This window comes from Micromonospora sp. NPDC007220 (assembly GCF_040634035.1).
GTDB lineage: Bacteria > Actinomycetota > Actinomycetes > Mycobacteriales > Micromonosporaceae > Micromonospora > Micromonospora reichwaldensis.
This window is the reverse complement of sequence record NZ_JBEYEU010000008.1, coordinates 41,359-52,957: the sequence shown is the minus strand read 5'-3', so window position 1 is coordinate 52,957 and position 11,599 is coordinate 41,359. Positions and strand designations below refer to the sequence as shown.

The window sequence follows — 11,599 nt, the reverse complement described above, 5'->3', positions numbered from 1 at the left end:
GTGGTGGGAAGGGATCAGGCGGCGGTGGCCCAGATGGCCCGGAAGGCCGCCGCCTCGCCGGCCAGCCAGCGCTCGATCTGCTCCGGGCGGGCGTCGGTGGGCATGCGGTGGGCCTCGCCACGGCGGACGTCGACCAGGACCGGCTCGGCGTGCGGGAGCACCGCGTCCATGTGCCGGGCCATCAGGTGCAGGGTGGCGAGCGTCGCCTCCTCGCTGGGCGGCGCCTCGTCGAAGTGCAGTCGGACGGCCTCGACGCGACCGTCGGCGTGCCGTACGCCGAACTGGGGGTTGACCTTGACGGGCAGGTCGCCCAGCATCGCGAGCGCGTCGCGGGTCTGGGCGAGGTCGACGGCCCTCGGCTCGCCGAGGGAGCGCAGCCAGGTCGTCGCGCCGGGGACGAGAGCCTGGTAGAGCGGTCGCCAGCGGGGCTTGACCACGTCGACCACCTGGTCGAGGTGGGTGCCGCCGGTGTGGAAGGCGATGTCGGCCTTGAGCGCCTTGACGAACTGGCCGTGCGGGTTGAAGCCGGAGCGGCTGGCCCGCTGCTTGCGCAGGCCCCCGACGAAGGTGGCCTTCGTCGGGCCGATGCGGTCGACGTAGCGGGTGAAGCCGAGCAGGGTCGCGTAGGGGGTGGGTGGGGCGGAGGCGGGCGTGCTCACGGGCGTCCTCCCAGGTCAGGACCTCGATTAGTACACACATTCTAATCGACGGGTGTGACATCTCCCAGGGTTCGCAGGGACTCTCTTGCCCGGTCCGCCGACGGCCGACCGGCACCGGCCATCGAGGTGCGGGGGAGCGCGGGACACGCGAGGAGGTGAGGTGCCGTGGGCCGGTGCTCGGATACGGTGAGCCGATGCAGCGGCTCACCGATGAGACGGTCCTGGCAGTCGGCAGGCTGACGTTGGCCGCGGCCGAACTCGAGTTCTTCCTCGCGCGGATCGTGGCTGACCAGGCAGGCGACGATCCGGCGACCGTCTTCGCGGTCCCCGGAGATCCCCTGCTGGCCGCACGCGACCTGGTCCGGTTCGCCGCCGCGGACCGCCACGACGAGTTCAGCAGGTTGCTCGACTCCGCGGAGCTGTATCTGACGCAGAGCCAGCGAGCCGTTCGGGCGCTGTGGTCGGAGCACGGCCGGGTGGACGCGGTGACGTTCGACGAGATCACCGGCCTGCTGCTGCGCTGCCGGAATCGACTGCAGGAACTCTTCGACGACGTGGTCCGCGTACCCAGCGCATAGCTGCCGCCCGAGGGCGGGCGCCCGGGAAGGCCCCCGACGCGCACGCGGGAGAGCCGTGCCGACGGCCCGCGCCGAGGCGTGCCCCGCTGCCGCCTTGTGCGGTGTCGATTCCGACGGGTCTTCCGCCCCGGAAAAAACATTCCGCCCGGAAAGAAACAAAGGGAAAGGGAGTGTGGCCACCCCTTTCCCTTTTCAAGGTATATCGCACCCGGGGGCTTGCGGCAAGACCCGGTCCGTGCCGCAGAATCACCCGGCCAAGGCCGCGAGCTGCGGAAACGGGACCGACGAAAGCGGGGGTCGCCGTCGACGTACGGCCGAGTGCAGACGTCGAGCCGATGGCGGACGCCCGGTGCGCGCGTGCGGCGCACGGCATCGCGAGCCGGGAGCCGGGAGCCGGAACGAGAGTGGAGTTGCTGACGTGGATCGCCTGACGACCAGTGTGTTCGACCTTCCCGACCACCTCGCCGCCAAGGCCGATCCGACGCTGATCGCCGCCGACGAGCAGCACTTCGCGGCCGTCGCGGGGAGCATCGAGCGGACGAGCACCGAGTTGTCCGACCGCCTCGACGCCGAGCGCCGGGCCCCCGGCGGCAAGGGCCGGCAGGCGGTGGACCGGGACATGGAGGTCCGTCGGCTGGCCGCCCGCCTGCGCACACTGCGCCGCTTCGGCGTGGACCTGTGCCTCGGCCGGATGGTCGGCGCCGACGATCCCGCGCCCGCGTACGTCGGTCGGGGTGGCCTCACCGACGGCGCGGGCGGGCGGCTGCTGCTCGACTGGCGTTCCCCCGCGGCCGAGCCGTTCTTCGCGGCGACCCACGCCAACCCGATGGGCCTGGCGAGCCGCCGCAGGTACCGCTGGACGCGCGGCCGGATCACCGACTACTGGGACGAGGTGTTCACCCCGGACGCCCTCGAGGGGCACGCCGCCGCGCTCGACGACCAGTCCGCCTTCATCGCCAGCCTGGGCGCCAGCCGGTCGCCGCGGATGCGCGACGTGCTCGGCACGATCCAGGCCGACCAGGACGCCATCATCCGCGCGGGGTCGAGCGGGGCGCTCGTCGTGGACGGCGGTCCCGGCACCGGCAAGACCGTCGTCGCGCTGCACCGCACGGCGTACCTGCTCTACGCCGACCCGCGCCTCGGTCACCGCCGGGGCGGCGTGCTGTTCGTCGGGCCGCACCAGCCCTACCTGGCGTACGTCTCCGACGTGCTGCCCAGCCTGGGGGAGGAGGAGGTGCAGACCTGCACCCTGCGCGACCTCGTACCCGAGGGCACCTCGGCGGGCGTCGAGACCGACCCGGAGGTGGCCCGCCTGAAGTCGTCGGCGGAGATGGTGAAGGCGATCGAGTCGGCCGTCAGGTTCTACGAGGAGCCGCCGACCGCACCGATGACGGTCAGCACGGACGAGGCCGACATCCGGCTGCGCGCCGCCGACTGGGCCGAGGCGTTCGAGGCGCCGGGCCCCGGTACGCCCCACAACGAGGCGCGTGACGAGGTCTGGGAGGAGCTGCTCACGATCCTGGTGGGGAAGTACGACGGCGACGAGCCCGACGACGTGGTCCGCGCCTCGCTGCTGCGCAACCGGGAGCTGCGTACGGCGTTCAACCGGGCCTGGCCGCTGATCGAGGCGACCGACCTCGTCGGCGACCTGTGGTCGGTGCCCGCCTACCTGCGCCGGTGCGCTCCCTGGCTCAGCCCCGACGAGGTCCGCGCCCTCCAGCGCCGCGACGCCGGGGCGTGGACGGTGTCCGACCTGCCGCTGCTGGACGCGGCCCGGCAGCGGCTCGGCGACGCGGAGGCGTCCGGGCGCAGGCGCCGGCAGGAGGCCGTCGTCGCCGTCGAACGCGCGCGCATGGCCGCCGTCGTCGACGACCTGATCGAGGCCGACGCCTACGACGACGGCGAGGGCGTGCTGTCGAGCCTGCGCCAGCTGGACCTCCAGGACGCCCTGGTCGACGGGACCGCGCTGCCTCACGTGGAGCCGGACCTGCTCGCCGGACCGTTCGCCCACATCGTGGTGGACGAGGCCCAGGAGCTGACCGACGCCGAGTGGCAGATGCTGCTGCTGCGCTGCCCGTCGGGGAGCTTCACCATCGTCGGGGACCGCGCCCAGGCCCGGCGCGGGTTCACCGAGTCGTGGCGGGAACGGCTGGAGCGCGTCGGGCTCGACCGGATCACCGTGACCTCCCTGACCGTCAACTACCGGACGCCGGAGGAGGTCATGGCGGAGGCCGAGCCCGTCATCCGGGCCGTGCTCCCCGACGCCAACGTGCCGATCTCCATCCGCGGCGGCGGCGCTCCCGTCGTACGCGGATCCGCCGCCGATCGGGACTCGATCCTCGACACCTGGCTCGCCGCCCACGCCGAGGGGACCGCCTGCGTCATCGGCGACCCCACGTTCCGGGCGACGTCCCGCGTCCGGTCGCTGACCCCGGAGCTGGCGAAGGGGCTCGAGTTCGACCTGGTCGTCCTCGTCGACCCGGAGGCGTTCGGCGCCGGCGTCGAGGGAGCGGTCGACCGCTACGTCGCGATGACCCGGGCGACCCGGCAGCTCGTCGTCCTCACCACCTCCTGACGACGCGCCCGCCGCGCGTCCCGGCACGTGGCGGGCGCCGGGACGGGCGGCGTCAGCGCCGTCACGCCGCCGGGCGCCCGGCATCCCGTCGTCGCAGGAGGAGACCGACAGCGACGGCGGAGGCGGCGCCGAAGCAGCCGAGCGCCGTCGCGACGACGCGCAGCGCGGCGGTGAAGCCGTCGCCGGCGAGGTGCCCGCCGCTGACGATGGCGAGGGTGGAGCCGACGAGCGCGAGCGCGATCGTCTCGGTGACGAGCCGGCCGGTGTTGAACAGCCCGGCCACGGTGCCGGCCCGTCGGACGGGCGCGCTGGAGATGGCGAGTCCGTCGATCACGCCCGTGGTGGCGCCGACACCGGTCCCGATCAGCAGCAGCGGGAGCAGGAGGGAACCCGGTGTGCTGTCGGGCCCGATGGTGGTGAGGGTGAACATGCCGGCCGTGCCGAGGGCGATCGCCCCGACCGACAGCAGGCGGGGCGAGCGATGCGCGACCGCCGCGCCGACCGGGGGCAGGGCCACCGAGGGCAGGGTGAGCATGAGCATCCACAGCCCGGCTCGTCCGGCGTCGAGGCCGGCGACGTCGATGAGGTAGGAGGGCAGGTAGACCAGAAGGGGAACGAGCAGTCCCATCATGGTCGCGGCGACCAGCGAGTACCCGACGAAGCTCCGGTCGCGAAGGAGGCCGAGGTCGAACATCGGGTCGGTGCCGCGCTTCTCGACGCGTACGAACGCGATCCCGCAGATCACGAGGGCGAGAAGCGCGGCGAGCACCGACGGATGCGAGGCTCCCAGGGCGGGTGCCTCGACGAAGGCCCAGATGAGGAGCGCGAGCGCGGCGGTGAACAGCGCGCCGCCGGCCCAGTCGATCCTCCTTCTCGCGCCAGGCAGGGCGGGCAGGAAGGGGCACACCAGCAGCACGACTCCCGCCAGCGCGGCGGGGACCGCGAAGACGGCCCGCCATCCGAGCGCGTCCACCAGCAGGCCGGAGATCGTGGGTCCGAACGCGAGGCCGACGCCGAGGACCGCGCCGAGCGCGCCGAACACCCGGGTCCGGGCCGGTCCGCCGAAGGTCGCCGCCAGGATCGACTGACCGGTCGCCGTCGCCGCTGCCGCACCCGTGCCGGCGAGGACGCGTGCGAGGTTGAGGACCGTGGCGTCCCGGGCCAGCACGCACAGCACGCTGCCGGCGAGGAAGACCGCGACCCCGGCGGTGAAGAGGCGGCGCTTGCCGAGCAGGTCCGCGAGCGAGCCGCCGAAGGCCAGGAACGCCGCGAAGCAGAGGTTGTAGCCGTTGACGACCCACTGCGCCGTCGTGAGCGACGTGTCGAGGTCGTGCTGGATGCCGGGAAGCGCGACGGACGCCCCGGTGATGGTCAGCGGGAACGACAGCGACGACAACAGCACCGCGGTCAGGGTGAGGGCACGCGCGTTCACCGCGACCACCGACCCGGGACGACGACGGTCAGGAGGAGACGGAAGCGGGGAGCGTCACAGGGGACGGGACAGGTGGATGCAGAATTGTTCACGAAAGGCTCCGGACATCGCATGCGGAGCCGGGCAGCTCGGACGGCCACACCGGCGAAGGGTCGCTGATGCGGCGGAGCGGAAACGCAGAGCGTTCGGCAGTCTGGGGTTTCGCGCCGCCGCTAGGGGCGGCGCACCCTGTCCGAGGCGGGCACGGGGTCAACCTAGTCCAGGGCGGTTCACCCCGGCAACGCGATACCTGCCTGCGGGCACCCGGAGCACCGCGGTGGGGCCGGCCGGAGCCGGCCCCCACGGTCGAGGCGGTGGCTAGAGCTGGCCGACCGAGGTGATCCGGACGACCGCCGCGCCCGCCTCGTCGGAGGCCGCGAGGTCGATCTCGGCGCTGATCCCCCAGTCGTGGTCGTCCTCGGGGTCGTCGAGGATCTGCCGGACCGTCCACCGCTCCCGGCCCTGCTCGATCATGAGCAGCGCCGGGCCGCGCGCGTCCGGCCCCACCCCGATCGAGTCGTACGCCTCGAAGTACGGCTCCAGGGCGTCGGCCCAGGCGTCCGCGTCCCAGCCCGACGCGGCGTCCAGCTCGCCGAGGTCGTACCAGCGGCGCAGGGCGGCCAGCTCGACCCGGCGGAACAGGGCGTTGCGCACCAGCACCCGGAAGGCCCGGGCGTTGCGGGTGACCGCCGGCACGCGGTCGTCCAGGGCCTCGGCCGCCTCGGCGGCGTCGGTGGGGTTGCGCAGCCGCTCCCACTCGTCGATGAGGCTGGAGTCGACCTGCCGGACCAGCTCGCCGAGCCACTCGATGAGGTCGACCAGCTCCTCGGTCTTGGCGTCCTCGGGCACGGTCTGCCGCAGCGTCTTGTACGCGTCGGCGAGGTAGCGCAGGACCAGGCCCTCCGACCGGGTCAGCCCGTAGAACTGCACGTATTCGGTGAAGGTCATCGCCCGCTCGTACATGTCCCGGACGACGGACTTGGGGGAGAGCTGGTGGTCGGCCACCCAGGGGTGCCCCTGCCGGTACATCTCGTACGCCGAGTCCAGCAGCTCCGCGAGGGGCTTCGGGTGGGTCACCCCGTCGAGGAGTTCGAGGCGGGCCTCGTACTCGATGCCCTCGGCCTTCATCGCGGCGACCGCCTCGCCGCGCGCCTTGAACTGCTGCGCGGAGAGCACCTGGCGCGGGTCGTCCAGGATCGACTCGACCACCGAGAGCACGTCGAGGGCGTACGCGGGGGACTCGACGTCGAGCAGCTCGATCGTGGCCAGCGCCAGCGGCGAGAGCGGCTGGTTGAGGGCGAAGTCGAGCTGGAGGTCGACGGTGAGGCGGACCCGCCGCCCGGTCTCGTCGGGCTCGTCGAGCTGCTCGACGACCCCGCCCGCGCGCAGCGCCCGGTAGATGGCGATGGCCCGCCGGATGTGCCGGCGCTGGGCGGCGCGGTCCTCGTGGTTGTCGGTGAGCAGGTGCCGCATCGCGGCGAACGCGTCGCCGGGACGGCCGATGACGTTGAGCAGCATCGAGTGGCTGACCTGGAAGCTGGAGGTGAGCGGCTCCGGCTCGGCCTCGACCAGGCGGTCGAAGGTGGGCCTGCCCCAGCCGATGGAGCCCTCCGGCGGCTTCTTGCGCACCACCTTGCGCCGCTTCTTCGGGTCGTCGCCGGCCTTGGCGAGCGCCTTCTCGTTGTCGATGACGTGCTCGGGGGCCTGCACGACCACCCGGCCGACGGTGTCGAACCCGGCCCGCCCGGCCCGGCCGGCGATCTGGTGGAACTCGCGCGCCTTGAGCAGCCGGGTGCGCACCCCGTCGTACTTGGACAGGCCGGTGAAGAGCACGGTGCGGATCGGCACGTTGATCCCGACGCCGAGGGTGTCGGTGCCGCAGATGACCTTGAGCAGGCCGGCCTGGGCGAGGGTCTCGACGAGCCGACGGTACTTGGGCAGCATCCCGGCGTGGTGCACGCCGATGCCGTGCCGGACCAGCCGGGACAGGGTCTTGCCGAACCCGGAGGTGAACCGGAAGTTCCCGATCGCGGTGGCGATCATGTCCTTCTCGGCGCGGGTGCAGACGTTGACGCTCATCAGCGCCTGGGCGCGTTCCAGGGCGGCGGCCTGGGTGAAGTGCACGACGTAGACGGGTGCCTGCTTCGTCTCCAGCAGCTCTTCCAGGGTCTCGTGCAGCGGCGTCATCGCGTACGAGAAGATCAGCGGGACCGGCCGCTCGGCGGAGCGGACGACGGCGGTGGGCCGGTCGGTACGCCGGGTCAGGTCGTCGACGAAGCGGGTGGTGTCGCCCAGCGTGGCGGACATCAGGACGAACTGGGCCTGCGGCAGCTCGATGATCGGCACCTGCCACGCCCAGCCCCGGTCGGGCTCGGCGTAGAAGTGGAACTCGTCCATGACCACCTGGCCGACGTCGGCCCGGTCGCCCTCGCGCAGCGCCAGGTTGGCGAGGATCTCGGCGGTGCAGCAGATGATCGGCGCGTCGGCGTTGACGCTGGCGTCGCCGGTCAACATGCCCACGTTGTCCGCGCCGAAGACCTCGCAGAGGGCGAAGAACTTCTCCGACACCAGCGCCTTGATCGGCGCGGTGTAGAAGGTCGTCCGGTCGTCGGCCAGGGCCGCGAAGTGCGCCGCGATCGCGACCAGGCTCTTGCCGGAGCCGGTCGGCGTATTCATGATCACGTTGGCGCCGGAGACGATCTCGATGACCGCCTCCTCCTGGTGGGGGTAGAGGTCGAGGCCGCGCTCCTTCGCCCAGCCGGCGAACGCGTCGAAGAGGGTGTCGGGGTCGGCGCTTGTCGGCAGCGCGGCGGTGAGCGTCATAGCGCGTCCATGGTGCCTGGGTCATGCCCCCGAGCGCCAACCGGATCCGTGCGCCCAGGGTGTCAGCAAGGGCCCCCGTGCAACGGAATCCGTTGACAGGGGGCCCTTCCTCTCACGACCGGCGGTGGATCAGGTCGAAGATCGGGCGATCGGCCCGCAGGGCCCGGCGTTCGAACTTGGTGACCGGGCGGTGGGCGGGGCGGGGGGCGAAGCCGTCGTGCGCGTCGACCAGCCCCGGGTCGGCGTCCAGGGTCTGGCGCATCGCCTCGGCGTACTCAGCCCAGTCGGTCGCGCAGTGCAGGGTGCCGCCGGGCGCCAGCCGGGAGCGCAGCAGCGCCACGTGGGCCGGCTGGATGATCCGCCGCTTGTGGTGGCGGGACTTGGGCCAGGGGTCGGGGAAGAAGACGTGCACGGCGTCCAGCGACGCCTCCGGCAGGCCCGTGACGAGGTCCAGGGCGTCGCCCTGCGCCACCCGTACGTTGCGCAGGCCGTGCCGGTCCACCAGGTCCAGCAGGTTGGCGATTCCGGGCGTGTGCACCTCGACCGCCAGATAGTCTCGACCGGGGTCGGCGGCGGCCATCTCGGCCGTGGTGTCGCCCATCCCGGAGCCGATCTCCAGCACCAGCGGGGCCCGCCGGCCGAACAGGCCGGCCAGGTCCACCGGCGTGCCGGGCCGCTCCGGCACGTCCAGGCCGTAGACCGGCCAGAGCCGGTCGAGGGCGTCCGTCTGGCGGCTGCTCATCCGGCCACGGCGCGGATGGAAGGTCCGGATCGTCCGGGCGGCGGCGGGCGCGGGGACGGCGGCGGCGGGGGAGTCGGTGAAGGTCACAACGACCCGAGGGTACGCGACGACCGCGCCGAATCGGATGTGATGTTCGCCCGGGGATGAGAGGATCCATCCCGTACGGCAGACCGGGTGTCTGGTGTTGCCCGGCACTGCCCCAACGCGCCGGGAGGGGGCGTCGTGTCGGTGCACCGCGGCGGTGTGGCGCTGGCGATCGTGACCGTGGTCGCCGGTCCCCTGCTCGCGGCCGCCCCGGCCACCGCCGCTCCGCCGTCCGGCGTCGCCCTGTCGTCCACCACCGTCCTTGCCGCCCTGTCGTCCCCGCCGTCCGGCGTCGCCTCCAGGTCCGGCGGCGCTCTGCTGGCCCGGGCCGGCGCGCCCCAGCCGGGACCGCCGGGGCCGCGCGTCTTCGTCGAGGTCAGCCCGAGCACCGTCGAGCCCGGCTTCCTGGTGGGGATCCGGGCCAGCTGCCAGGACAATTCGGTCCCCGCCACCGTGGTCTCGGACGCCTTCGGCCGGGTGCAGGTGCAGCCGCAGCACGGCACGCTGACCGCCGCGCCGATGGTGCGGGAGCGCACCCGGCCCGGCAACTACCGGATCAAGCTGGAGTGCCGCGACGGCGAGACCGCCTCGACCATGCTCCAGGTCGTCAAGGCCGTGAAGCCCAGTCGCGGCCCGGCGACCGGGTTCGGTGGTGGTGGCGGCGGTGGCTTCACCGGCGGGCTGCTGCTTCCGGGTGGCCTCGCGCTGATCGTGACCGGCATCGTGCTCGCGGTCCGGTCGGCGCGCCGCCCGCGTACCGCCCGTCGCTGAGCCCGGTCATGGTCCCCGCACCCGCCCCGCAGTCGGCCACCACAGCGGCCCGCAGCCCACGGCCGCCCGGACGCCGCCCCTGGTCGGTGCCGCTGGCGGTGGTGCTGGTGCTGGCCGGGGTCTTCGCCACCGGCGCGGGCCTGGGGCGCACCGCCGGGCCGTTCGACTGGGCCGCCGGCGGGGGACAGGACCGGCCGGCCCGCAGCGAGAACGGCGCGCTGGCGGCCAGCCGGCCGGTGCGCCTGTCGATTCCCGCGATCAAGGTGTCCGCCCCGGTGGCTCCCGTCGGCCAGGCCCGGGACGGCTCCATCGCCGTCCCGCCGCTGGAGCGGGCCGACGAGACCGGCTGGTACGACCGGGGCCCCACCCCGGGCGAGCCGGGCCCGTCGGTCATCGTCGGGCACGTGGACACCAAGCGCGGCCCGTCGGTCTTCTACGACCTGCACAAGCTGCGCCCGGACGACACCGTCGAGGTGGCCCGGGCGGACGGATCGGTCGTGGTGTTCCGGGTCGACTCTGTGGAGCACTTCCCCAAGGAGCGGCTGCCGGCGGAGCGGGTCTACGGCGACGAGGGCCCCGCGGGCCTGCGCCTGATCACCTGCGGCGGCGACTGGCTCGGCGGCCGGACGGGCTACGCCGACAACATCATCGCCTTCGCCACCCTGCTCTCCTCCCGCAACCCCTGAACGCAGGCTCCCACTCACGTACCGCCTCGCGCGACGGGTCAGGGGCGGGGTGGGACCTGCTGGACGACCTCGAACTCCAGGAGGGTGGCGCCGGAGGCGACCGGGGGACGCTTCTCGCCCGTCCCGGCGTGGGCGGCGCGGGAAGGCCCGGCGGCCCACGCCCGATAGGCCTCCTCGGTCTCCCAGCGGGTGTACACGAAGTAGCGGTTCTCCCCGGCCACCGGGCGCAGCAGTTCGAAGCCGAGGAAGCCGGGGGAGTTCTCCACCGCCCCGGCCCGGGCGGCGAACCGCTTCTCCAGCTCCTCGCCCGCGCCGGGAGGGACGTCGATCGCGTTGATCTTCACGACTGCCATGGCTCCACCCTAGCGACGGGGCCGGGGCTCAGAACGACTCGACGGCCGGAACCAGGTCGGCGTCGACCACGATCGGCGCGTGGTCGGAGGGCCCCTTGCCCTTGCGCGCCTCCCGGTCCACGTACGCGGAGCGGACCGCCCGGGCGAACGGCGCCGAGGCGTACACGAGGTCGATCCGCATGCCCTTGTTCTGGTGGAACATGCCGGCCCGGTAGTCCCAGTAGGTGAACGGGTGCGGGCCCTTCATCGGCGTGGGCACCACGTCGGAGAGCCCGAGGTCGCGCAGCGCCGCGAGGGCCGCCCGCTCGGCGGGGGTGACGTGCGTGGAGTGGGTGAACAGCGCCGGGTCCCAGACGTCGGCGTCGGTGGGCGCCACGTTGAAGTCGCCGCAGACCGCCAGCGGCGGGCCGCCGGTCAGCTCCGCCTCGACCGCGTCCCGCAGCGCCGCGAACCAGGCGAGCTTGTACGCGTAGTGCGGGTCGTCCGGGGCCCGGCCGTTCGGCACGTACACAGACCAGACCCGGACCCCGTCGCAGGTCGCCGAGATGGCCCGGGCCTCGGGATCGGGGAAGCCCGGCTCGCCGGGGAACCCCACCGTGACGTCGGCCAGGCCGACCCGGGACAGGATTGCCACCCCGTTCCACCGGCCGTCGCTGTGGCTGGCCACCGTGTAGCCCAGCTCGCCCACCTCGGCCACCGGGAAGGCGCCGTCCGGGCACTTCGTCTCCTGGAGGCAGACGACGTCGGGGCCCGTGCCCGCCAACCAGTCCAGCAGCCGGGGCAGGCGGGCCTTCACCGAGTTCACGTTCCAGGTCGCCAGGCGCATGTGACCAGCCTGCCCCATCCCCGCGCGTGTC

10 protein-coding genes are annotated in these 11,599 nt (G+C 73.3%); 4 read left to right on the top strand and 6 right to left on the bottom strand.

Translation table 11 applies throughout. The features are described 5' to 3' along the window. Positions 1-14: 14 nt before the first annotated feature. Positions 15-659: a hypothetical protein gene (locus ABZ573_RS17275; RefSeq protein ID WP_151455206.1), complete on the bottom strand. Its 645-nt coding sequence runs from the start codon at positions 657-659 to the stop codon at positions 15-17. A gap of 194 nt (positions 660-853) precedes the next feature. Between ABZ573_RS17275 and ABZ573_RS17270 the strand changes: the two genes are divergently transcribed. Next, positions 854-1,237 carry a hypothetical protein gene (locus ABZ573_RS17270; protein ID WP_358118996.1) on the top strand — a complete coding sequence of 128 codons (384 nt, stop codon included), beginning with the start codon at positions 854-856 and terminating at the stop codon, positions 1,235-1,237. A gap of 427 nt (positions 1,238-1,664) precedes the next feature. Continuing rightward, positions 1,665-3,812, top strand: coding sequence for an RNA polymerase recycling motor ATPase HelR (gene helR / locus ABZ573_RS17265; protein WP_358119162.1), 2,148 nt, complete (start codon positions 1,665-1,667; stop codon positions 3,810-3,812). Positions 3,813-3,873: 61 nt separating this feature from the next. Here the strand turns inward: helR and ABZ573_RS17260 are convergent, their stop codons facing one another. From ABZ573_RS17260 to trmB, 3 genes are all read right to left on the bottom strand, one after another. Further along, positions 3,874-5,244, bottom strand: coding sequence for an MFS transporter (locus ABZ573_RS17260; protein WP_358118994.1), 1,371 nt, complete (start codon positions 5,242-5,244; stop codon positions 3,874-3,876). Between the two features lie 357 nt (positions 5,245-5,601). After that, positions 5,602-8,106 (bottom strand): DEAD/DEAH box helicase, encoded by a 2,505-nt coding sequence (locus ABZ573_RS17255; protein WP_151455210.1) that lies wholly within the window; start codon positions 8,104-8,106, stop codon positions 5,602-5,604. Positions 8,107-8,218: 112 nt separating this feature from the next. After that, positions 8,219-8,848 carry a tRNA (guanosine(46)-N7)-methyltransferase TrmB gene (gene trmB / locus ABZ573_RS17250; RefSeq protein WP_358119160.1) on the bottom strand — a complete coding sequence of 210 codons (630 nt, stop codon included), beginning with the start codon at positions 8,846-8,848 and terminating at the stop codon, positions 8,219-8,221. A 228-nt stretch (positions 8,849-9,076) separates the two neighbouring features. On the opposite strand from trmB, the gene ABZ573_RS17245 reads away from it, so the two are divergent. Next, positions 9,077-9,703 (top strand): hypothetical protein, encoded by a 627-nt coding sequence (locus ABZ573_RS17245; RefSeq protein WP_358119158.1) that lies wholly within the window; start codon positions 9,077-9,079, stop codon positions 9,701-9,703. Positions 9,704-9,711: 8 nt separating this feature from the next. Further along, a complete protein-coding gene (locus tag ABZ573_RS17240; RefSeq protein ID WP_151455212.1) occupies positions 9,712-10,389 on the top strand; it encodes a class F sortase in 678 nt (225 codons plus the stop codon). Between the two features lie 38 nt (positions 10,390-10,427). On the opposite strand, the gene ABZ573_RS17235 is transcribed toward ABZ573_RS17240, so the two are convergent. Then, positions 10,428-10,742 (bottom strand): antibiotic biosynthesis monooxygenase, encoded by a 315-nt coding sequence (locus ABZ573_RS17235; protein WP_151455213.1) that lies wholly within the window; start codon positions 10,740-10,742, stop codon positions 10,428-10,430. Positions 10,743-10,770: 28 nt separating this feature from the next. Continuing rightward, positions 10,771-11,568: an exodeoxyribonuclease III gene (locus tag ABZ573_RS17230; protein WP_151455214.1), complete on the bottom strand. Its 798-nt coding sequence runs from the start codon at positions 11,566-11,568 to the stop codon at positions 10,771-10,773. Between the last annotated feature and the right edge of the window lie 31 nt (positions 11,569-11,599).

Excerpts from the sequence above, each read along its gene's own strand:
- ABZ573_RS17270 (WP_358118996.1), top strand. The coding sequence starts at position 854 with ATGCAGCGGCTCACCGATGAGACGGTCCTGGCAGTCGGCAGGCTGACG.
- ABZ573_RS17255 (WP_151455210.1), bottom strand. The coding sequence starts at position 8,106 with ATGACGCTCACCGCCGCGCTGCCGACAAGCGCCGACCCCGACACCCTC.
- trmB (WP_358119160.1), bottom strand. The coding sequence starts at position 8,848 with ATGAGCAGCCGCCAGACGGACGCCCTCGACCGGCTCTGGCCGGTCTAC.
- ABZ573_RS17240 (WP_151455212.1), top strand. The coding sequence starts at position 9,712 with ATGGTCCCCGCACCCGCCCCGCAGTCGGCCACCACAGCGGCCCGCAGC.
- ABZ573_RS17235 (WP_151455213.1), bottom strand. The coding sequence starts at position 10,742 with ATGGCAGTCGTGAAGATCAACGCGATCGACGTCCCTCCCGGCGCGGGC.
- ABZ573_RS17230 (WP_151455214.1), bottom strand. The coding sequence starts at position 11,568 with ATGCGCCTGGCGACCTGGAACGTGAACTCGGTGAAGGCCCGCCTGCCC.